Origin of the sequence: Curtobacterium sp. 179-B 9B NHS (assembly GCF_045370965.1) — a bacterium.
Classification (GTDB): Bacteria; Actinomycetota; Actinomycetes; order Actinomycetales; family Microbacteriaceae; genus Curtobacterium.
Genome location: NZ_JBIQDQ010000017.1, coordinates 45,615 through 66,947, shown reverse-complemented (window position 1 = coordinate 66,947; position 21,333 = coordinate 45,615). Strand labels below are relative to the sequence as shown.

Below are 21,333 nucleotides of genomic sequence, written 5' to 3'. Positions count from 1 at the left end.
CGAGGCCCCGGGGGAGGGGTGGGCCGCTCCCCCTGCCCCCTCCAGCGTCATTGCGTGCGTGTCAGTAGGCGGCTGAGGCAGTTGCGCTGGGTGGTGCTGGCCCTTCCGATGCCGGGGGCGCGCGGCGGGGCTGAGAGCGGTGGTCCGGGCAGTTCCTGATCAGGAAAAGGTTGCCGCAGCGGCACCGATCTCAGTCCTGCCCACGGGGACACGCCCTGACCCATGTGGCGGCGAAGCCCACCGTCTGTGGACCGTAGCAGCGAACAGCGGCGCGACCGTTGGAGGCCGTGCCGCTGTTCACCATGGCTGCTTGAACTTGAGGAAGACGGCTTGTCAGGCCGCCGGGTTGTGTTGTAGACGCAGGGCGGTGTGCGCGGAGTCCTGCACAGGACAGATGCCACCCCGAATGCCTTCCACGTCTGCAGGGCAGTCGGGGACACGGCAGTGCGGGGCTGCGGGGATGGGCCTTGTCTCCCAGTTGGTGATCGGTGCGAGGCCGCCGACGGGCTTGATGTGCTTGGAGTTATCGGTCCTTATCCCGGCCTGTCCTGTCCAGTCCTGTTCGTCGAACGATTCGTCGATCGAGTCGTCGTCGGATTCGGCGTTCAGGGACATGAGCTCTCGTGGAGGCTTCTGAGGGAGTCCTCGCTTCGCCCGGTTCTGCTTGTTCACGGCCTGCTGCCGGATCACGGCTTCGCGAGATCTCTGGTAGCGAGCATGGTGGCGGATCAGGTAGAAGCTTCCGTCGTCGGACCACCATCCGTGCTCGACGAGTTCGGCCGCGGCCTCAGGGTTCTTGCCGAACCGTCGAACTTCTGCCTTGGGGATGCGAAGGTCAAGCAGCTTGCGGTTGGACCAGACGAGCCCTTCGAGGTGGAGACGGAACGCGGCGTCGGACAGGTTCCACGTGTCGTCAGTGAAGTCGTCTGACAGCTTGGTCCAGGTCACTCGGCCCCGCCTCGTCGACGGGGCACCCAGGGCCTCAAGGCGACGGTCACGGCCACTCCGTCGACTGGGGGCGTTCGGCGAGCGCCGCCGCCTCGAAAAGGCGGACAGCCAGGCGCCGAGCCGCGTCCGGCTCCATCGGCACGACGCTGCCAGAGCAGAGGATGTCGACGCACCGCGCTTCCGGGCGAGCCAGGGCGCGAGCGGTCGGTTTGCGATCGCTGTCGTTCGAGAAGTGCTGAGCGATAGGCTGGTGGTAGTTCACGAGATCTCCGAAAGTGGTGTTGTGATCGTCGCCCCTGAGGTCCTGGCCGACCTCGGGGGCATTGCTGTGTGTGTGCCGCTACGCGACGGCCGAGAGGCCGTCGAGCCACGCGAGGACGTCGGCCTTGCGGTAGCGGACCGCGCCGCCGAGCTTGGTCACCTGAGGCCCGTGCCCCTCGACCTTCCAGCGCGCCAACGTCTGGATCGAGATCCCCGTGAACTGTGACAGTTCGGCGCGCGTGGACCATTCGGGCAGTTCCTCGATCTGGCGGATCGGCTGCATCATTAGTGGTGTCTTTCTATGACAGTTGGAGGGTTGTGGTTGTCAACCCTGCGGACCGTCCGATCGTAGGAGCGGATTCCGCCAGGTGTCAACACGACACAGAGATATGTGCTTTACTGTCTTACTATGACAACTCAGTCGACCGGGCGTGGAGCACGATCCCAAGATCCAGAAGCCGTTGCGAACCGCCTGCGCCTCGAGGGTTGGGCGCAGGCGTACAGCAACCGCGTCGTCGACTCGGTGCTGCACTACAGGGACGCACGAGGCCTCAGCAACGCTGATCTGCTCGCGCGGCTCGGCGAGCTCGGGTGGGATCTGACGCCGAACACCCTCGCGGGCATCTTCCAGAAGAAGCGGAAGGCAATGCCCGTCACGGACGTCATGCTCTTCGCTCTGGCGCTGAACGTGCCTCCGGTCGCGCTGCTGTTCGCAACGCACGGGAGCGATGACCTCGACCTTGCTCCCGACGGGACGACCGTGTTGAAGCCGTATGAAGCTGCCAAGTGGTTCTCAGGCGCTCTCCCCGCCGCGGCCCGCGAGTTCGCCGACGAGCACCAGGACCTCGCTGACGACTACTACGACGTCGCCGACGTGGTGGCCTTGACTGATGAGATCGCGCGCGACATCGCAGCGTTCGGGGGGTCCCACGCTCAACTCGTTCTCGCTATCCGTGACGGCGCTGACAGCACTGCCAGGCGGCTGGAGGAAGCGGAGGCGCGGTTGAAGGAGCTTGCGAACCTCCGAGACCACTTCAGATTGCACTACCCGCAGGCGTCGATGCCAGCTCTGCCCGCCGCTCTGGAGTTCATCGACGAGCCGCGTCGCAATTGGAAGGCGCTCCCGATCGAGGGCTTGACCACGGATGACGACGTTGAGGAGGCCCGCAAGTCTCTGCCCGGCTATCGCATGCTTCGCGGCGAGGAGGCACCAAATGGCAAGGCCTAGGACCCCGATCGGCGCACACGGCGTCGTTCATACCCAGCGCGTGGGCAGCGCTTGGCGTGCGCGCACGCTCTACCGATTCCAGGACGGGAAGCGACGTCAGGTCGAGCGGACCGGTTCCACCGCGGCGAAGGCGACTGCGGCCCTCAAGCGCGCGCTTGTCGAAATCGAGACACCGATGTCCGAAGGGGTCACGCGGGCCACTTCGCTCTCGGCTCTCGCTGCGTTGTACCTCGACCTGAAGGTTGAGGCAGGACTGAAGCCCCGCTCCGTCGAGACCTACCGGCACAACATCAGGAAGATCATCCTGCCCATGATCGGTGATCTCACGGTGGGAGAGCTCACCACCCTGAGGACCCAGCGCTTCCTGACGCAGGTGGCGAAAGTCAACGGACCTGGCTCAGCGAAGGGGTGCCGTTCTGCGCTCTCGGGGATGATGGCGCTCGCCGTCTCCAGCGACGCCTTGCCCTACAACCCTGTCGCAGGGGTGGAGCGCATCCGGAAGGGGCCGTCACGTGCCGCAGTGGCTCTGCCTGCGGACCGCATCTCCGAGTTCCGGGCCGCAGTCCGCGGTGACGCTGAGATGCGACGTCTCGACCTCGTCGACCTGTGGGAGTTCATGCTGCACACCGGCAGTCGGATCGGCGAGGCGACGGCACTGACATGGGATCGAGTCGACCTCGACGCGGGCAAGGTCACCCTTGGTCCGAACGTTGTACGCATCATCGGTGAGGGCCTCCGTATTCAGGGGCAGGGCAAGTCCACGGCGTCGATGCGGACCATCTCGATGTCCGAAGGGCTGACCCAGATGCTCCGGGCGCGACGATCGACCGTCATCGAGACACCGGAGGGACTGGTGTTCCCCTCCGTGCTCGGCAAGTTGCGCGACCCGTCGAACACGGAGGCAGACTGGCGCGCCAACCGAGACAGATTGGGCTTCCCTGGCTTCAAATCACACGGCTTCCGCAAGACCGTGGCCACGGTGCTCGACCAGGCTGGGCTGAGCGCCCGCGAGATCGCCGGGTTCCTCGGGCACGAGAACCCGAGCCTCACGCAGGACGTGTACATGAGCCGCACCGCCGGTACGGTTAGGGCGGCAGCTGCCTTCGACTCACTGCTCGCGCGGGCTACTGCGGCGTGATTGTTCGGGGAAAGTTCGGGATGCGGGGCGACTGACGCCTTCGATCCCTGCAACTGTGGGCCCCGTGGGGCTCGAACCCACGACCCTCGGATTAAAAGTCCGGTGCTCTACCAACTGAGCTAGAGGCCCTCACCCGCAAGGCTAGCGGGTGAGGGCCTCCAGACGAGAACCAGTGCTGTCGGTCAGCTGCGGCGCCCGGTGAGCGTCCGCAGGAGCCACATGACCACCGCGATGACGAGCAGCACGATGCCGACCCACAGCAGGAACTTGAGGCTCGCGGTGAAGCCACCGACGAACAGCAGGACGACCGCGATCACGGCCAGGATGACGAGCAGGGCGTTCATGGAGTCTCCTCTTCTCAACGTCCGGGAGGAGTGCCTCCCTGCCGGAGCACGGTACCCGTGCGCGCCCCGTTGCGTTCGTGGCGAACGGGGGACGTGGGCGTCAGCGGCCGCGCCTACACTCGCCGGGTGTCTCGCGATCACCACCGTCCCGTCCACTTCACCGACCAGGAGTTCGCCGCGATCCAGGGCGGCGAGGACCCGGCACTGGTGAACCGTGTCGCGCACGAGACGGCGAACGCGCTGCTCCACCGCGTGCGGCAGGACCCGGACCCGGCGGTGGTCGAGCGTCTCGTGACGTACACGGACGTGCACGGCATCGATGCGATCGCCGAGCTGTGGGCCCGCGTGGGCGCGCACACGCTCCCGGGGGCACTGTGGCGCATCTACCTGGTGCGGGTCGTCATCCGGCAGAACCCGGAGGAGATCGCGTACTTCTTCGAGCGGGGCACGGAGCGGATCGGCACGATCGACGAGGCCGTCGCGGGTGCCGAGCAGCCGACGGGTCCTGCGGAGATCCTGACCCTGGCGGACCACATCCTGCACGGCCTCTACACGGGGGACCTCGCGGTGGCGCTCGACCGCGGCGCGGCGTTCTGCCGGCTGACCGCGGCGGGCGCGACCTCGGTGGCGGACGACGCCGACCTGACCGCGGGGGACCGCGCGAGCGAGCTGACGCGTCGGGCGCTGCGCTTGACGGAGCTCGCGGCCGACCTGACCGAGGCGGCGGCGCTCTGGCGTCGCGACAGCCTGGACTGAGCGAGGGGCGGGGCGGATCGACGCCGCGCCTCCAGACCGGCTACCGCCCACGCCGGATCGCGCCCCCCGCTCGGACGTCACACGCCTGAGCACACGGGGCGACGTCCGGGCGAGGGCGGGGCGCAGCGACAGACCGCGACGGCGGACGGCGACGAGCAGGGCCTGCGACGGTGGACGGCCTGACCCGACCGCCCCCGGACATGCGAAGACCGGGCCGCAGAAGCGCCTCTCGGCGCGAGGCCGCTCGAAGCGGCGAATTTTGGAGCCCGGGGCTTGCTGCGGCCCGGCGAGATCGATTCTACGAGACACGTCCTGTGCACGTGGCCGTGTTCACTCTCGGTGGACACGTTGCGCGGTCGGGCGCGTCACGGACACACGCAGCCGCAGCGCACGCAGCCGCAGCGCGCGCAGCCGCAGCGCGCGCAGCCGCGCAGACGTGCCGTGCGCACATCCACACCCTGCACACCGGGCGGGCGGACGCGCAGCAGGCGACCAGCAGACACGAGCCGAACACAGTTCCTGCACCCGGGACGGGCACGTCGCCCAATCCGCTCGGGCGACGGTGCCGAACAGTTGGTGTGACGCTCCTCGCGGACGTCACAGCGAGGGCCCGCTCGACCCGGTCCGGTACCCGCCGGTCAATTCCCTGCGGGTCGTGCGGCCCTCGCCCAGACTCCACCGCCGCGAGGATCCGAACCACCCGAACCCGACCTGCGAAGTGATTGCACATGTCGGAACCGATGCCACCGAGAGGGGGGAAACCTGCAATGCTTGCGCTCGTGGAACACGACACCGAGGCCTGGAGCTCCACCGAGCCCACCCCCGTGTCGCCTGACGATCTGCTCGCCCGCGTCGCCTCCGGCGACCAGGCAGCCTTCTCCGACCTCTACGACGCCCTGTCGGGTCGTGTGCTCGGTCTGGTGACGCGACTCCTGAAGGACCGCGCCCAGTCCGAGGAGGTCACGCAGGAGGTCTTCCTCGAGGTGTGGCAGCAGGCCACCCGCTTCGACCGTTCGCGCGGCACCGCCGCCAGCTGGGTCCTCACCATGGCCCACCGACGAGCGGTCGACCGGGTCCGGGCATCGCAGGCGTCGCACGACCGGGACACCAAGATCGGCATCCGCGACCTGGAGTCCGGTTTCGACCAGGTCTCCGAGTCGGTCGAGATCCGGATCGAGCACGAACGCGTCAGCCGCGCGCTCGCCAAGCTCACCGAGTTCCAACGCCAGGCGGTGCAGCTCGCGTACTACGGCGGCTACTCGCACAGCGAGATGGCCGAACGGCTCGGTGTCCCGATCGGCACCGTCAAGACCCGTCTCCGTGACGGGATGATCCGACTCCGAGACGAGATGGGGGTGACGTCATGACCGAACGCCACGACGACCCTGCCCTGCTCACCGGGTCGCACGCCCTGGACGCCCTGTCGGACGACGAGCGCGCGCTCCTCGAGCACGCTCTGACGACGTCGCCGGAACTGCAGGCCGAGACGGACTCGCTCCTCGAGACCGCGCTGCAGCTCGCGTACGCCGTCGAACCGATCGACCCTCCGGCGTCGCTCAAGGCGTCGCTGATGGCACAGATCGCACGGACCCCGCAGGCCGCGCCGACGGACCGCACGGCGCCGGTCGCCGGCCTGGAGGCTCCGCTCGCCTCCGCCGCGTCCCCCGCGCCCGTCGTCGGAGCAGCTCCCGCCCCGGCGCCGGTCGCCGAGACCGGGAACGTCATCGGTCTCGGAGCGGCTGACGCCGCCGGGTACGCCGACGGTGCGGCATCCGCGAAGGCCCGCCGCCGCTGGTTCCAGCGTCCGGCAGCCGCCCTGTCCGCCGCAGCCGCCGTCGCCGTGGTGTTCCTCGGTGTCGGGCTCGGTGTCGGCACGAACTTCGGCCAGACCGAGGGGACCAGCCCCGGGACCACGCAGGCCTCCGGCACGCTCGACTCGATCTACGCCGCGTCCGACTTCCAGCGCACGACCGCGAAGGTCCCCGGTGGGGGCTCCGCGACCGTGGTCTGGTCGCACGACGTGGGCAAGTCCGCGGTGATCCTCGACGGCGTCGAGCAGGCGCCGCAGGGCAAGACGTACGAGCTCTGGTACATCGGCTCCGAGGGTGGCGAGATCGTCCCCGCCGGTCTGGTCGACGGCGCCCGCAACGGCGTGCACACGGCGGTCCTCGACGGCAAGCTCACGCCGGGTGCGGCGATCGGCATGACGGTCGAGCCGGAGGGCGGCTCCGACCAGCCGACCTCGACGCCGCTCATGGCCGTCCCCACGACCCAGGCGTAGCACCCGCAGGGACGAACGGCGGGCGGCGGATCATCCGCTGCCCGCCGTTCGTCCGTGCGGGGCAGCGGAGTGCACGACGGAGGCCCGGTGCGGTCCGTGGCGGACGTGCACCGGGCCTCCAGGCCGACCGTCAGGAGACGGACCGGGTGCCGATCACCCGAAGCGACCCGAGACGTAGTCCTCGGTCGCCTGCACCGACGGGTTCGAGAAGATCGTCGCGGTGTCGTCGAACTCGATGAGCTTGCCAGGCGCACCGGTCCCCGCGATGTTGAAGAACGCGGTCTTGTCGCTGACGCGCGACGCCTGCTGCATGTTGTGCGTGACGATCACGATCGTGAAGTCCTTCTTGAGCTCCTCGATCAGGTCCTCGATGGCGAGGGTCGAGATCGGGTCGAGCGCCGAGCAGGGCTCGTCCATGAGCAGGACGTCCGGCTGCACGGCGATCGCCCGGGCGATGCAGAGCCGCTGCTGCTGCCCACCGGACAGGCCCATGCCGGGCTTCTCGAGGCGGTCCTTGACCTCGTTCCACAGGTTCGCGCCCTGCAGCGAGCGCTCGACGACGTCGTCGGCCTCGGACTTCGAGACGCGCTTGTTGTTGAGCTTCACGCCGGCGAGCACGTTGTCGCGGATCGACATCGTGGGGAACGGGTTCGGACGCTGGAACACCATGCCGACCTGCCGGCGGACGAGCACGGGGTCGACGCCCTGGCCGTAGAGGTCGTCGCCGTCGATCTTGACGGAGCCCTCGACGTACGCGCCGGGGATGACCTCGTGCATGCGGTTCAGCGTGCGGAGGAAGGTGGACTTGCCGCAGCCCGACGGGCCGATGAAGGCGGTGACGGTGCGGGGCTCGATCGTCATGTCGACGCCCTCGACGGCCTTGAACTTCGAGTAGTAGACGTTGAGGCCGTCGACCTCGATGCGCTTGGACACGTGGTTTCCTCCGGGGTGGGTGGTCGTTGCCGCTCCGCTGACGCGGTGCGCGGGCGGGCCGTGCTGGCCGATGCTGTCGGCCGGAGCGCGGGCGCTCGGTGCTAGCGGGGGAGCTTGGGGGCGAAGAGTCGGGTGATGAAGCGGGCGAGCAGGTTGAGCACCATGACGATGAGGATGAGCACGAGTGCCGCGGTCCAGGCCCGGTCGACGAACGGCACCGGGTTGGCGCCCTGCTGCGAGTACTGCGTGTACGCGAACACCGGCAGCGTCATCATCGGGTCCTTGAACAGGTCGTAGTTCATGCTCGCGGTGAAGCCGGCCGTCACGAGCAGCGGCGCGGTCTCGCCGATGACGCGCGCGATCGACAGCATGACGCCCGTGGTGATGCCGGCGAGGCTCGTCGGCAGCACCACCTTGAGGATCGTCAGGTACTTCGGCACGCCGAGTGCGTAGGACGCTTCGCGGAGCTCCATCGGGACGATCTTCAGGACCTCCTCGGTGGAGCGGACGACCACGGGGATCATCAGCACGCTCAGGGCGATCGAGCCGACGAGACCGAAGCGGGCACCGGGGCCGAGGAACAGCGCGAACAGCGAGTAGGCGAAGAGACCGGCGACGATCGACGGGATGCCCGTCATGACGTCGACGAAGAAGGTGATGCCCTTCGCGAGGGCGCCCTTGCCGTACTCGACCAGGTAGATCGAGGTGAGCAGGCCGATCGGCACGGAGATGAGCGCGGCGAACAGCGTGATCTCGAGCGTCCCGACGAGGGCATGCAGTGCGCCGCCGCCCTCGGAGATGACACCGCGCATCGACGAGTTGAAGTACTGGGCGTCGAAGCGGGCGAGGCCGTCGGCCAGGACCGTCCAGAGCAGCGACACCAGCGGCAGCACCGCGATGACGAAGGCCGTGACCACCAGCGAGGTGATCAGCCGGTCGACCGCCTTGCGCCCGCCCTCGACGATGCGCGAGACGACGACGATGAGCACGTCGAACAGGACGGTGCCGAGGAACAGGGCGGCGACGACGTTGAAGTCCTTCACCGCACCGCCTGCGTTCAGCAGGGCGAAGACCGCGACCAGGGCGACCCAGGAGCCGACGAGGAGGAGCCACGGCACGGACTTGTGCAGCTTGCCGTTGGCGTAGACGTTGCCGGCGGCGCCGGTCTGACGGAGGGCGAGGGACATCGGGCGTGACCTCTCAGGAGACCCGCTTGCGCACGATGTAGCGCGCCAGCATGTTGATGACCAGGGTGATGACGAAGAGGATCAGGCCCGACGCGACCAGTGCGTTCAGGGCCGTGCCCGACGCCTCGGCGAACTGCAGGGCGATGTTCGCCGCGATCGTCGAGGGGTTGAGCGACGTCAGCATCTGGAAGGTGACGTTCGTCGAGACCGACAGCACGAGGGCGATCGCCATCGTCTCGCCGAGCGCACGACCGAGGCCGAGCATGATCGCCGACACGATGCCGGACTTCGCGAACGGCAGGACGGACAGGCGGATCATCTCCCAGCGCGTGGCGCCGAGGGCGAGCGCGGCCTCCTCGTTGAGGGTCGGCGCCTGCAGGAAGATCTCGCGCATGACCGCGGTCATGATCGGGATCGCCATCACCGCGAGGACGATCGACGCGGTCAGGATCGTGCGGCCGGTACCGGACACCTGGCCGGAGAACAGCGGGAACCAGCCGAGGTACTCGTTGAGGAAGCCGTAGAACGGCTTGAGGAGCGGCGCGAGGACCACGATGCCCCAGAGGCCGTAGACGACCGACGGCACCGCGGCCAGCAGGTCGATGACGTACCCGAGCACCGGCGCGATGCGGCGCGGTGCGTAGTGCGAGATGAAGAGCGCGATGCCGAGGGAGAGCGGGACGGCGATCACGAGCGCGATGAGTGCCGAGTAGACGGTGCCGAAGACGAGCGGACCGACGTAGACCCAGAAGTTCGAGGCGTTGTTCGGCAGCTCACCGACCTTCGCCGAGAAGGCCGGGAGGCTCTGCCACACCAGGAAGGCGGCGACGAGCACGAGCACGAAGAGGATCAGGCTGCCGGCGACCACCGAGGCGGTCGAGAACACCCGGTCGCCGACGCGGACGACGGCCTTCGGCTTGGCGGGGGAGACGGTGGCCCCTGGCTGGGCCGGTGCGGTCGTCATGGGACTCCTGTCGGAGGGGAGGCCGGGCTCGTGGAGGAGCGGCCGGGGGAGGCGACGGGGTGGTGCTGGTGAGGCCGGGCGTACCCGGTGGTGCTGGTGCTGCGTCCGGGCCGGACGGGCGAGAACCCGGACGCCGGTCAGGGTGGGTGGGACCGGCGTCCGGGTGCTCAGCGGGCCTTACTTGATGGAGGCGACGGCCTTCGCGGCCTTCTCCGACAGGTCGGAGGAGAGGGCGGCCGACTTGGCCTCCTTCGCGGCGGCCTCCTGCGCGTCCTGCGTGACGACGTAGTCGAGGTAGCCCTTCACGAGCGCACCCTTGTCGGCGTCCTTGTACTCCTGGCAGGCGATCGCGTAGGAGACGAGGACCAGCGGCCACGCACCCTCGGCGGTGTCCTTGCGGTTGATGTCGATCGCGAGGTCGTTCTCCTCACGGCCCGAGACCGTCTCGGAGTCCGCGACGACCTTGGCAGCACCCTCGGCCGAGATCTCGGTGGCCTTGTCGCCGACCATGAGCTTCGCCTTGTCGAGGTCACCGGCGCCCGAGTCGTCGATGTAGGTGATGGCGTTCGAGGCGCTGGCCATCGCCGAGGCGACGCCCGAGGTGCCCTTGGCCGAGTCGCCGACCTGGTAGGGGAAGGTCTGGCTGGGCTCTTCGGTCCAGACGTCCGACGCGTTCGCCGAGACGTACTCGGAGAAGTTCTGCGTGGTGCCCGAGTCGTCCGAGCGGTGGATCACGGTGATGTTCGAGTCCGGCAGGTCGACGCCCTTGTTCAGGTCGGCGATCTCCGAGGCGTTCCACTTGGTGATCTTGCCCGAGAAGATGCCCGCGATGGTCTTCGCGTCGAGCGTCAGGTCGGAGACGCCGTCCACCTTGTAGGCGATGGCGATCGGGGAGATGTAGACCGGGATGTCGATGGCCTTGTCCGTGCACAGGTCGAACGAGCCCGAGAGCTCCTCGTCCTTCAGTGCAGCGTCGGAGCCGGCGAAGTCCGCGGCACCCGAGATGAAGTTCTTGCGACCGGCGCCGGAGCCGTCCGGCGAGTAGTTGACCGTCACGCCGGAGGCGACGTTCTGGAAGTTCGCAGCCCAGGTGGCCTCAGCGGTCTGCTGCGCCGACGAGCCGGAGCCGGTCAGCGTGCCCGAGAGCTTCGAGTAGTCGGTGCCCGAGCTCGAGGTCGGCGCTGCGGTGTCGCCGCTGCCGCTCTCGTTCGCCGCGCAGGAGGACAGCACGACGGCGCCGGCGATCGCGATCGCTGCGATCGAACCGATTCGCTTGATGTTCAACAGGGGTCCCTTCGGGAATGTCAGTGCAGGCGGGACCGCTGCTGGTCCCTCGGGCCGGTGCTGACCCGGGAGCGACTGTAGGGACGCGAGGTGACGGGGATGACGCTCCTCGGTGAACGGGAGGTGAACGAGGGGTTGTCCCGGCTCGGGTGCCGGACGACCGAGCCGTGGTGGGTGCAGGATCGGGTCACCGTGCGTGGGTGAGACCCATGCAGGTGCATCGGTTCACGCGGCGGCGGCGCGGGTCGGATCGCCGCGCCGAGCGCTGGTCCGAAGGGTCTTCGTCGTGGACTGTCCGGAGGCGCGGCTCACGACCGTCGCGGAGCCCGGCCTGGAGGCGCGGCTCACCACCGCCTCGGTTCTCGGCCTGGTGTTCACCGAGCGGACGGTCGTCTCCGCCCCGGTCGACTCAGGCCGGGACGGTGTTGCGGTGCGTCTCGACGGCGACGAGCTTCTCGCCCGCGATGTGGAGCACGGCGAAGTCCCCCACCGAGAGCATCGCGGCGCGGCGCAGGTCGAAGCGACGACGGTCGTCCGCGGTCGCGGAGGCGATGCGGGCGATGATGTCCGGCAGCACCGGACCGTGGGAGCAGAGCACCGCGGACTTGGCCTTCGCGATCCGCTTCTGCACGACGCCCTTGACGTCTGCGGCTCCGCGGTCGTGGGCGTCCTGGCTGATGTCCGTCGTGCTGGAGACACCGACCTTCGTGCGCGCGGAGAGCGGCTCGACGGTCGCGAGGCACCGCGCCGCCGTACTGCTGACGATCTTCTTCGGACCGAACGCCGCGACGGGTGCTGCGACGGCCTTGGCCTGGGACCGTCCGACCGGCAGCAGCGGGCGGGTGGCGTCGGGGCCGTCCCAGTCCGAACCGGGCACGGTCTTCGCGTGCCGGAGGGCGATCAGCGCGAAGGTCCGGTGCTCACCGGCGGCGACGCGGTCGGCGAACCGGTCGAGGATCGCAACGTCGCGCTCGTACGTGAGCCGTGCCCGTGCCTGGTCGACGGTCACCCACTCGATCGCGGCGACCTCGTCGTTCGGACGGAACTTGCCCGCGCGGTCGTACTCCTTCGAGCCGACGCGGGCGGCCCAGTAGTGCACGACCTTGTCGCGACCGCTCGGGAGCACGTACTCCGCCGTGCCGAGCGGCGCCCCGAGGTGCACGCGGTAGCCGGTCTCCTCGTCGATCTCCCGGACGGCGGTCGTCGGGATGCTCTCGCCGGGGTCGACCTTGCCCTTGGGCAGGGAGACGTCCTGGTGGTGGTCCCGGTGGACGAGGAGCACCAGCGGTACTCCGTCCCGTTCACGCCAGACGACCGCGCCCGCCGCGACGACGGGCCCCGTGGGGCCGCCGCTCACCGAGCCGAACGCTTCCGGGCCGAGATCTTCCGCATGAGCACATTCTGCACGTCGTCGAGCGGGCGGCCGTCCGGGTCGGTGGAGCGGCGCGTCCACTCGCCGTCGGACTCGAGGTGCCACGAGCTCGTCGTCTCCGCCATCGCCAGGTCGAACATCTCCTCGACCTCGGCCACGTGTGCCGGGTCGGTGAGCCGGACCAGAGCCTCGACGCGACGGTCGAGGTTGCGGTGCATCATGTCCGCCGAGCCGATGAACACCAGCGGGTCGCCGTCGTTGTGGAACGTGAAGGCCCGCGAGTGCTCGAGGTACCGGCCGACGACGCTCCGGACGCGGATCGTCTCGCTGACGCCTTCGATGCCCGGCTTCAGCGAGCAGATGCCGCGCACCCACACGTCGACGGGCACACCGGCCTGGCTCGCCAGGTAGAGGGCGTCGATGATCTGCTCGTCGACCATCGAGTTGACCTTGATCCGGATGCCGGACGCCTTGCCGGCGCGGGCGTTCGCGGCTTCGGTCTGGATGCGCTTCACCAGCCCCTTGCGCAGGTGCAGCGGCGCGACGAGCAGGCGCTTGAACTTCTTCTCGATCGCGTAGCCCGACAGCTCGTTGAACAAGCGGGTGAGGTCCTTGCCCACCGTGTCGTCCGCGGTGAACAGCCCCATGTCCTCGTAGATGCGGGACGTCTTCGGGTTGTAGTTGCCGGTACCGATGTGGCTGTAGTGCTTGAGCGTGCCACCCTCCTGCCGGATGACGAGCACGAGCTTCGAGTGCGTCTTCAGTCCGACCAGGCCGTAGACGACGTGCACACCGGCCTTCTCGAGCTTGCGCGCCCAGGTGATGTTGTTCTGCTCGTCGAACCGCGCCTTGATCTCGACCAGGGCCAGGACCTGCTTGCCCGCGGCGGCGGCGTCGATCAGGGCCTCGACGATCGGGCTGTCGCCGGACGTGCGGTACAGCGTCTGCTTGATCGCCAGGACGTTCGGGTCGGCGGCGGCCTGCTCGAGGAACGCCTGAACGCTCGTCGCGAAGGACTCGTACGGGTGGTGCACGAGCACGTCGCGCGTGGCGATGGCGCGGAACAGGTCGGGCTTCGTGTTCGGCTCGCCGGGCTGGAACTGCACCGGCGTCGTGGGGACGTGGCGCGGGTAGTGGAGGTCCGGGCGCGCGATCTTCGCGATCTCGAACAGCCCGCCGAGGTCGAGCGGCGACGGCAGCCGGAAGACCTCCTGCTCGGTGATGTCGAGCTCGCGCACGAGCAGGTCGAGGGTCACCGGGTCCATGTCCTCGGTGATCTCGAGACGGATCGGCGGGCCGAAGCGGCGACGGAGCAGCTCGCGCTCGAGCGCCTGGATGAGGTTCTCGGCCTCGTCCTCCTCGATCTCGACGTCCTCGTTGCGGGTGACGCGGAAGACGTGGTGCTCGAGGACCTCCATCCCCGGGAACAGGTCGTCGAGGTGGTTCGCGATGAGGTCCTCGAGCGGGATGAAGCGCATGCGCCCGGATCCGTCGTCGGGCAGCGCGATGAAGCGGGAGAAGTTCTGCGGCACCTTGAGGCGCGCGAACTCCTGCCGCTGGGACTTGGGGTTGCGGACCCGGACGGCGAGGTTCAGCGACAGCCCGGAGATGTAGGGGAAGGGGTGCGCCGGGTCGACCGCGAGCGGCATGAGCACCGGGAAGATCCGCTCGTTGAAGTACTCACGCATGCGCAGCCGGTCGGCCTCGTCGAGGTCGGACCAGTGCTCGACGTGGATGCCCGCGGCGTCGAGGTCGGGCTTCAACGACTCGATGAAGGCGGCGGCGTGCCGGTCCTGGAGCTCGTGCGCCTTCGCCGCGATGTCGCGCAGCACGTCGCTCGGTGCTCGCCCGACGTTGGTCGGGACCGCGATCCCGGTGTCGATGCGACGCTTGAGGCCCGCGACGCGCACCATGAAGAACTCGTCGAGGTTGGACGCGAAGATCGCCAGGAAGTTGGCGCGCTCGAGGAGTGGCTGCGTGCGGTCCTCACCCAGCTCGAGCACGCGCTGGTTGAAGCGGAGCCAGCTCAGCTCGCGGTCGAAGTAGCGGTCCGAGGGCAGCGACTCGTGCTCGATCTCGACGACCTCGTCGAAGTCGTCGAGGTCGGGAGCGACGGATTCGCCGTCGAGCTGCGGTTCGGTGTCCATGCCGACATCCTGCCACCAGCCCCCGCTGCCCGGAGGAGCACAGGTGGCCGCTGTGGAAACCGAGCGTGAACGACCCGCCTGTGCAGGGGCGTCTGCCTGTCGCGCCGGTCGTACCCCTCGAAGTGGGGGAGGAAACGTCACGATATACGGACGGTGACATTGCCGGGCTTCGCGGGTATGGTGGGCGGCGTTCAGGCCTCCGGGGGGATTCCACTGCGCGGGGGTGCAGGTACGAAGAGAATGAGGTTGACCATGTCGCGTGTCCTTTCCACCGAGCAGGCGAAGTCCGCCATCCGACAGATCCAGTCCATCGTGAACGGCGGCTTCACGGACCAGATCTCGCAGCTCGACGCCCAGGGGCGCATCCTGTCCGACTCGAACGTGTGGGACGGCCCGCTCGCCTCGACGTTCCGTGGGTCGACCTGGCCCGAGACCAAGGCTGCCCTCGACAAGGCGAAGACCGAGCTCGAGCAGCTCCGCACGCAGCTCGACAAGATCTCGCAGGACATCTTCACCGCGGGTGGCGGCGCGTAAGCACCCACCCCACGCCCGGTCCGCCGTCTCGGTGGGCCGGGCGTTCGCGGTCGGGGGGGGGCGACCGCACCACGGCACGTCGAGCACGACGGGCACGACCAGAAGGCCCAGCAGAGCCGGCGCGACCGGTTCGACCAGCACGACCAGTACGTCCAGCACCAGCTCCGGGGGGAACGACCATGGCCCAGATCCACGCCAACATGGATCCGATCGAGTTCGACGATGCGACGGCCGATGCGCTGCAGAGCGCGATGAAGTCGGCGGCGGGGGCGATCAACGGCCAGCGCGGCTCACGTCGCTCCTACGTCTCCACCGCGTCGCAGGAGTTCCGTGGCCGCTTCGCCCAGCTGTTCTCGTCGAACGCCGACGTGGCCGACTCGGACGCCGACCGGATCGCGACGGCGCTGGAGAAGGTCGCCGGTTGGGTCGGCCAGATGAAGGAAGCCGCGGCGAAGGAGCGGGACAACCGCAGGCGCGCTCGCGAGTGGCAGGAGCGCGAGGACGAGCGGAACGGCTTCCAGGACCTCTGGAACGACACCTTCCACTACGACCCGATGCCGGACATCAAGAACGACGCGCCGCCGACCTTCGAGCAACCGGACGTGCGCGCGCGGCCTCGTGAGACGCCGAACCCGGGTTCCGGTGGGGGCGGAGGCGGCGGGACGTCGTCGGCGCGACCGAGCGACCTCCGCTCCTTCGCGACCGGTTCGGTGTCGCTGGACAGTGCCCTCGAGGGACGACCCGCCGCACTGCGGGGGAAGCTCACCGAATTCGCCGCCAAGTGCTCGTGGGGCCACATCGACGCTGACAGCGTCGTCACCGCCTTCGAGCAGTGGCTCGGCGCAAACGCCCAGGACGCGAAGTGGGCCACCACCATCGCGGATGCCTTCACCGCGGCCGGCGGCGAGGGCAACGTCTCGACGGTCGCGGACTCCGCGCTCGCCGCGGCGCTCGCAGCCGCCGGGGTCTCCGAGACCCGCCAGGACCTGCAGTTCGAACCGCCGTCGGCGTACGGTGCGCAGCCCACGACGGGGTTCTCGATGGACCCGGTCAACACCTCGACCGGCAACTTCCTCGAACCGGAGCTCGACCTCGGGTTCACCGGCGCCTCGGCCTCGCTCGAGGTCACCCGCATGTACAACTCGCTCGACGAGCACGTCGGGATCTTCGGCCCGGGCTGGTCCTCGATCCTCGAGACGCGCCTGCTCCTCGACGACGAGGGTGCGACGTTCGTCGGCGCCGACGGCCGTCAGATCCGCTTCCCGCGTTCCGGCGAGGGCTGGGACCGCGGGGTCGGCGAGAACCGCTGGCTCGCCGCCGAGGGCGACCTGCTCGTCGTGCGCGACAACGCCGGGGTCCGGATCGACTTCACCCCGTCCGGTCTCTGGACCGGGCAGCGCGGCGGAGTCGGGACGGCGGTCCGGGTCGTCCGCGACGCCGACGACCTCGTCGTCCGTCTCGAGCACGAACGCGGTTGCTGGGTCGAGATCGAGCACGTCGACGGACGCGTCGCGGTCCTCCGGGCCTCCGACGGTCGGCGGGTTGAGTACGGGTACGACGACCGCGGGCGACTCGTCAGTGTGACCGACCCCGTCGGTACCCGCCGCTACGGGTGGAACGACGACGACCTCGTCGTCACCGTGACATCGGCTGCCGGGGTCGTCGAGGTCGACAACACCTACGACGACCAGCGCCGTGTGGTCGAACAGGTCAGTCCGCACGGCCGAGCGGTGCGCTTCGCCTACCTGCCCGGCCGCGTCACGGTCGTGTCCGACCACGACGGCTCGCGCGCGAACTCCTACATCGCCGATGCCAAGGGCCGGCTCGTCGGGGTCATCGACTCCGACGACCGGCGACAGTCGATGAGCTACGACCGACACGGCAACCTGGTGTCGGCGACCGAACGCGACGGCTCCGTCACCGTGCACGCCTACGACGACCGCGGTCGGAAGACCCGGACGGTGACCCCCTCCGGCGGTGACGTCACCTACGGCTACGACGACCAGGACCGGGTGACCACCGTCGTCACCGAGGCCGGTGCGGTCGTGTCCTACGAGTACCGCGGCGACGACCGCGACCCGTCCGTCATCGTCGATCCGGTCGGCGGCCGCACCGAGCTCACGTGGACGGACGGGGTCCTCACCCACGTGGTCGACCCGACCGGGGTCGTCCTCGACCTCGCGCACGACGAGTTCGGCGAGCTGGTGGCGACCACGAACGCGGTCGGGGACACCGCCCGGATCGAGCGTGACGCGGCCGGTCGTCCGGTCGCCGCGGTCAGCCCGTCCGGCGCCCGGACCGAGTACCGCTGGGACGCCGCGGGGCTCCTCGTCGAGCGCCGCGACGCCGACGGAGCGGTCTGGCGGTACGAGCACACGGCCGGTGGGCGCGTCGCATCGATCACCGATCCACTCGGTGCCCGCACCACCTCCGAGTACGCGGCGAGCGGCGAGCTGGCCACCACCGTCGACCCCCTGGGTCGGCGGGTCACGCGGACGTTCGACGACCAGGGGAACGTCGCCGCGCTCGCCCTGCCGGGTGACGCGGTCTGGACGTTCGCGCACGACGGGTTGTCGCGCCTCCAGGCCGTCACCGACCCGACGGGCGCGACGTGGCGGCGCGAGTACGACGTCAACGGCGGCCTCGCCGCGACCGTCGACCCGACCGGCGTCCGGCAGGAGGTCGCACGGGACGTCGCAACCGGCGTCGCGACCCTGCGTGATGCGTTCTCCGCGACCACTGTCCGCTTCGATGAGTTCGGGCGGCCCGTCGAGCAGACGAGTGACGAGACCGGTTCCGAGCTGGTGACGTACGACGCAGCTGGTCGGCCCGTCGAACTCGTCGACGGCGAAGGCGGCCTGACGCGCATCGAGCGCGACCTGGGCGGGCGGGTGACGGCGATCGTCAGTCCGTCCGGCGCCCGCTCGACCTACGAGTACGACGCCTGCGGGCGCCCGTCCGCAGCGGTGGACGCCACAGGAGCGCGGACGACGCTCACGTACGACGCGGACTCCCGCGTCGTCGCCCGCACGTTGCCCACCGGCGAGGTCGAGGAGACCACCTACGACGCTGTCGGCCGCGTGGTTGCGCAGACGACGGCGGGGTCCGGTACGAGCCGGTACCGCTACGACCGGGCCGGGAGGCTCGTCTCCAGCCACGACGCACGCTTCGGGCAGCGACGATTCCGCTACGACGCTGCAGGGCAGCTGGTCGAGGCCGTCGACGGGCTCGGGGGCACCACCCGCTTCGGCTACGACGAGCGGGGCCGGCTGATCGAGGTCACGGACCCCGCCGGCGGTGTCACGCGGCGCCGGTACGACGGAGCGGACCGCGTGGTCGCGGTCGTCGACCCGCTCGGTCGCAAGACGACGGCTCGGTACGACGCCGCCGGTCGCCAGGTGGAGCAGATCGACCCAGAGGGGCGGACCACCAGCTGGACCTTCGACGCCGCCGGCCGCTCGACGAAGGTCCTGGTCGACGGTCAGCTGGTGAGCGAGACCAGACGCGACGCCGTCGACCGCACTGTCGTCGTCACCGACCACACCCGTGGAGCGGGTCGGACGGTCGACCACGAGCTCGAGTACGACCGCCGCGGGCTCCTCGTCCGACGGAGCCGCGGCGGGCGATCCGTGCGGTGGGAGTACGACGCCGACGGCAACCGGACGGCGCGGATCGACCCGACGGGCGCACGGGTCGAGTGGCGCCGTGATCCAGTGGGCCGCGCCGTCGCCGTCGAACGACAAGGGCTCGCCGCGGCGACCTTCGCCTACGACGCAGCCGGGCGGATCGTCCAGGCGTCGACCGGCGACATCGTCCAGTCGTGGTCGTACGAGCGGGGTGCGCTGGTCGCCCACACGACGACGACGCCCGATGGCGCGATGGTCACGCGCGTCGAGCGCGACGACCAGGGCCGGATCACGGCGATCGACGGTCCGGACGGTCGTGTCGAGTACGCGTACGACGAGGCCGGGCAGCTCGTCCGCGCGGGCGACTCCGCGTGGGAGTACGGCGACGGTGGGCGGCTGCTGCGCGAGGTCGTCGACGGTGCCGCGACGACGTTCGAGTACGACGCCGCCGGGCAGCTCACGGCCTGCGTCCGAGGCGAGGAGCGGACGGAGTACCTGTACGACGGGCTCGGTCGACGGATCCGTCGCACCCACCCCGACGGGTCGACCGATGAGTACGCCTGGTCCGACCTCGGGTCGCTGACCGCCGTCGTGTCGCGGGACCGTTCGTACGGCGAGACCGGTCGAGCCGAGGTGTGGACCGACGTGCTCGGAGAGCTCGCCGACGTCGGCGGCGCCGAGGTGTGGTGGGACTCCGCCGTGCCGCTGCCCGCCATGGTGTCGATCGGCGGGGAGAGCGTGCTCGACCTGCCGGGCGGCGCGGTCGCGCTGGGGGACGCCTGGGCCACCGCCGGCTGGCGGAGCGCCCGTTCGACGGATGCTTCGGACCCATGGGCGGTGCTCGCATCGGTCGAGGGAACGGCGCTGCCCACTGGCGTCTCGCTCACCGCTGACGGCGGGCTGTCGATCGCGGGGCTGGAGTGGCTCGGGGCGCGCGTCTACGACCCGGCGGCGCGGGGCTTCCTGTCGACGGACCCGTTGGCGCCCGTACTCGGCGCAGCGTGGTCGGGGAACCCGTACTCGTACGCCGGGAACGACCCGATGCACGCGATCGACCCCCTGGGGCTTCGACCGGCGACGGATGAGGACCTGGCGGCGTACCGGGATGCGAACCAGAGCTTCCTGTCGCGGGCTGCGAACTGGGTCGGGGACAACTGGGAGTACATCGCCGCCGGAGTCGCCATCGTGGGCGGGATTGCGCTCATGGCAACGGGGATCGGAGGCCCTGCCGGGATTGCGGCGATGGCACTGGCAGGCGGACTGATGAGCGGCGGGATCTCGGTGGCTTCGCAGAAAGCCACAACTGGGCAAGTCGATTGGGGCACCGTCGGGAAGGACGCTCTCATCGGGACCGCAACGGGGGCGCTCGGAGCGGGAACGGGTGCCGCACTCGCCGCGAAGATGGGAACGGGACTCGCGGCCCGTGCCGCGACTGGGGCGGCAAGCGGCATGGTGGAAGGCGGTGGTACGGGAGCGCTCAACTACGCGACCTCGCCCGGGCCCCACACCGTCAACGGCTTTGTTCAGGCCACCGCGACGCAGGCCACAATCGGAGCCTTGAGTGGCGGTTCCACTGCGTACCGACCGAAGTGGCTCTCGCGCGCGGATGCGTCGACCTTCGCCGGGGGACTGTACCGGTCGACTTACGTGAAGGAAGGAACGACGATGTTCCGTTCAGGAGATGTGAACGGGTTCCATTCGGGAAATTTCTGGTCCACGGACATGCCCAAAAGCGTCAGCCAGGTGCGCGAAGACAAGGCGCTTCCATACAGGTGGGCGAGTAGCGGTCAGGATTCGATTCAGAACGCTGGTTTCGCTGCAGAGTTCACGAAGAAGATGCCTGCTTACAAGGGTTTGACTGCTCCACAGACTGGCGCTGATGGCGACTACTGGCGGGGTGGCACGAATCAGACGTACGTGCCCGGCGGCTACGCTGCCACGGACGTGAAGGGATACTGGTCGCTGGTGCCGTGATCGGAGGACCGATGAGTACGAACTACGAGGAAGCGTCCCGGCTTTGCGCAGAGGTCAGCGGTTACCTACGCGGGGCGCACCATGAACAGGCCGCTCGCTGGTACGAGCAACAGGCGGCGGCGCTCAGGAGCGACGAAGGGGTTGAACGGGTCGCGCTGATCCGGGCAATACACGAGTCCGTTTCGGCTGGGGCTGGAGGCCCACTCGGCGTTGTGTTGACCGATGCCACAGGAAAACCGGATGTCGAGGCGACAACCAGGTACAAGGAATCTCTTGACCGTCTGTATCGATTGACTTCGCAGTCGCGATGGCGTGATTGGCTGCGAACCTTCACGGGATGACGCCGAGTGACTACC

At 69.2% G+C, this 21,333-nt stretch carries 17 protein-coding genes and 1 tRNA gene; 7 read left to right on the top strand and 11 right to left on the bottom strand.

The window, feature by feature from the left end:
• Positions 1-333 precede the first annotated feature (333 nt).
• The 3 genes from ACH0A8_RS13625 to ACH0A8_RS13615 form a co-directional block, all read right to left on the bottom strand.
• A complete protein-coding gene (locus tag ACH0A8_RS13625; protein ID WP_406907371.1) occupies positions 334-948 on the bottom strand; it encodes a hypothetical protein in 615 nt (204 codons plus the stop codon).
• Positions 949-994: 46 nt separating this feature from the next.
• Positions 995-1,210, bottom strand: a complete 216-nt coding sequence (locus ACH0A8_RS13620) for a hypothetical protein (protein WP_406907370.1) — start codon at positions 1,208-1,210, stop codon at positions 995-997.
• Between the two features lie 78 nt (positions 1,211-1,288).
• Positions 1,289-1,495 carry an AlpA family transcriptional regulator gene (locus ACH0A8_RS13615; protein WP_079237275.1) on the bottom strand — a complete coding sequence of 69 codons (207 nt, stop codon included), beginning with the start codon at positions 1,493-1,495 and terminating at the stop codon, positions 1,289-1,291.
• Between the two features lie 123 nt (positions 1,496-1,618).
• Between ACH0A8_RS13615 and ACH0A8_RS13610 the strand changes: the two genes are divergently transcribed.
• Both ACH0A8_RS13610 and xerC read left to right on the top strand, forming a co-directional pair.
• The gene (locus ACH0A8_RS13610; protein ID WP_406907369.1) at positions 1,619-2,437 is read left to right on the top strand and encodes a hypothetical protein; all 819 of its coding nucleotides are present in this window, start codon (positions 1,619-1,621) and stop codon (positions 2,435-2,437) included.
• Positions 2,424-3,575 (top strand): tyrosine recombinase XerC, encoded by a 1,152-nt coding sequence (gene xerC, locus ACH0A8_RS13605; RefSeq protein ID WP_406907368.1) that lies wholly within the window; start codon positions 2,424-2,426, stop codon positions 3,573-3,575. Before ACH0A8_RS13610 ends, xerC begins: the two co-directional genes overlap by 14 nt.
• Before the next feature lie 56 nt (positions 3,576-3,631).
• On the opposite strand, the gene ACH0A8_RS13600 is transcribed toward xerC, so the two are convergent.
• Positions 3,632-3,704 (bottom strand) — tRNA-Lys (locus tag ACH0A8_RS13600).
• A 53-nt stretch (positions 3,705-3,757) separates the two neighbouring features.
• Positions 3,758-3,919 (bottom strand): DUF2207 domain-containing protein, encoded by a 162-nt coding sequence (locus ACH0A8_RS13595; RefSeq protein WP_139197360.1) that lies wholly within the window; start codon positions 3,917-3,919, stop codon positions 3,758-3,760.
• A gap of 126 nt (positions 3,920-4,045) precedes the next feature.
• Between ACH0A8_RS13595 and ACH0A8_RS13590 the strand changes: the two genes are divergently transcribed.
• The 3 genes from ACH0A8_RS13590 to ACH0A8_RS13580 all read left to right on the top strand — a co-directional run bounded on the left by ACH0A8_RS13590 (position 4,046) and on the right by ACH0A8_RS13580 (position 6,956).
• Positions 4,046-4,675, top strand: coding sequence for a DNA-directed RNA polymerase subunit beta (locus ACH0A8_RS13590; RefSeq protein WP_406907367.1), 630 nt, complete (start codon positions 4,046-4,048; stop codon positions 4,673-4,675).
• A gap of 767 nt (positions 4,676-5,442) precedes the next feature.
• On the top strand, positions 5,443-6,042 hold the full coding sequence (locus tag ACH0A8_RS13585; RefSeq protein WP_066656745.1) for a sigma-70 family RNA polymerase sigma factor: 600 nt from the start codon (positions 5,443-5,445) through the stop codon (positions 6,040-6,042).
• Entirely contained in the window at positions 6,039-6,956 is a 918-nt protein-coding gene (locus tag ACH0A8_RS13580) for an anti-sigma factor domain-containing protein (RefSeq protein WP_406907366.1), read from the top strand. The genes ACH0A8_RS13585 and ACH0A8_RS13580 overlap by 4 nt, the downstream gene beginning before the upstream one ends.
• A 153-nt stretch (positions 6,957-7,109) precedes the next feature.
• On the opposite strand, the gene pstB is transcribed toward ACH0A8_RS13580, so the two are convergent.
• From pstB to ACH0A8_RS13550, 6 genes are all read right to left on the bottom strand, one after another.
• Positions 7,110-7,889, bottom strand: a complete 780-nt coding sequence (gene pstB, locus ACH0A8_RS13575; RefSeq protein WP_066656740.1) for a phosphate ABC transporter ATP-binding protein PstB — start codon at positions 7,887-7,889, stop codon at positions 7,110-7,112.
• A gap of 101 nt (positions 7,890-7,990) precedes the next feature.
• Positions 7,991-9,076, bottom strand: a complete 1,086-nt coding sequence (gene pstA, locus ACH0A8_RS13570) for a phosphate ABC transporter permease PstA (RefSeq protein WP_209685394.1) — start codon at positions 9,074-9,076, stop codon at positions 7,991-7,993.
• Positions 9,077-9,089: 13 nt separating this feature from the next.
• Positions 9,090-10,040 carry a phosphate ABC transporter permease subunit PstC gene (gene pstC, locus ACH0A8_RS13565; RefSeq protein WP_066656736.1) on the bottom strand — a complete coding sequence of 317 codons (951 nt, stop codon included), beginning with the start codon at positions 10,038-10,040 and terminating at the stop codon, positions 9,090-9,092.
• Positions 10,041-10,217: 177 nt separating this feature from the next.
• Positions 10,218-11,324, bottom strand: a complete 1,107-nt coding sequence (locus ACH0A8_RS13560; RefSeq protein ID WP_066656735.1) for a phosphate ABC transporter substrate-binding protein PstS — start codon at positions 11,322-11,324, stop codon at positions 10,218-10,220.
• Positions 11,325-11,733: 409 nt separating this feature from the next.
• Positions 11,734-12,681 carry an NUDIX domain-containing protein gene (locus tag ACH0A8_RS13555; protein ID WP_066656734.1) on the bottom strand — a complete coding sequence of 316 codons (948 nt, stop codon included), beginning with the start codon at positions 12,679-12,681 and terminating at the stop codon, positions 11,734-11,736.
• Complete coding sequence (locus ACH0A8_RS13550; RefSeq protein WP_406907365.1) at positions 12,678-14,843, bottom strand: RNA degradosome polyphosphate kinase; 2,166 nt, start codon at positions 14,841-14,843, stop codon at positions 12,678-12,680. The genes ACH0A8_RS13555 and ACH0A8_RS13550 overlap by 4 nt, the downstream gene beginning before the upstream one ends.
• Before the next feature lie 252 nt (positions 14,844-15,095).
• Here ACH0A8_RS13550 and ACH0A8_RS13545 point away from each other — a divergent pair, with 252 nt between their 5' ends.
• The gene (locus tag ACH0A8_RS13545; RefSeq protein ID WP_058740961.1) at positions 15,096-15,377 is read left to right on the top strand and encodes a hypothetical protein; all 282 of its coding nucleotides are present in this window, start codon (positions 15,096-15,098) and stop codon (positions 15,375-15,377) included.
• Between the two features lie 179 nt (positions 15,378-15,556).
• Positions 15,557-20,977, top strand: a complete 5,421-nt coding sequence (locus tag ACH0A8_RS13540; RefSeq protein WP_406907364.1) for a DUF6531 domain-containing protein — start codon at positions 15,557-15,559, stop codon at positions 20,975-20,977.
• Positions 20,978-21,333 lie beyond the last annotated feature (356 nt).

Coding starts and splice junctions, on each gene's coding strand:
- ACH0A8_RS13540 (WP_406907364.1), top strand. CDS start 15,557: ATGGCCCAGATCCACGCCAACATGGATCCGATCGAGTTCGACGATGCG.
- ACH0A8_RS13550 (WP_406907365.1), bottom strand. CDS start 14,843: ATGGACACCGAACCGCAGCTCGACGGCGAATCCGTCGCTCCCGACCTC.
- ACH0A8_RS13595 (WP_139197360.1), bottom strand. CDS start 3,919: ATGAACGCCCTGCTCGTCATCCTGGCCGTGATCGCGGTCGTCCTGCTG.
- pstA (WP_209685394.1), bottom strand. CDS start 9,076: ATGTCCCTCGCCCTCCGTCAGACCGGCGCCGCCGGCAACGTCTACGCC.
- pstC (WP_066656736.1), bottom strand. CDS start 10,040: ATGACGACCGCACCGGCCCAGCCAGGGGCCACCGTCTCCCCCGCCAAG.
- ACH0A8_RS13585 (WP_066656745.1), top strand. CDS start 5,443: ATGCTTGCGCTCGTGGAACACGACACCGAGGCCTGGAGCTCCACCGAG.
- xerC (WP_406907368.1), top strand. CDS start 2,424: ATGGCAAGGCCTAGGACCCCGATCGGCGCACACGGCGTCGTTCATACC.
- ACH0A8_RS13580 (WP_406907366.1), top strand. CDS start 6,039: ATGACCGAACGCCACGACGACCCTGCCCTGCTCACCGGGTCGCACGCC.
- ACH0A8_RS13610 (WP_406907369.1), top strand. CDS start 1,619: ATGACAACTCAGTCGACCGGGCGTGGAGCACGATCCCAAGATCCAGAA.
- ACH0A8_RS13615 (WP_079237275.1), bottom strand. CDS start 1,495: ATGATGCAGCCGATCCGCCAGATCGAGGAACTGCCCGAATGGTCCACG.
- ACH0A8_RS13545 (WP_058740961.1), top strand. CDS start 15,096: ATGTCGCGTGTCCTTTCCACCGAGCAGGCGAAGTCCGCCATCCGACAG.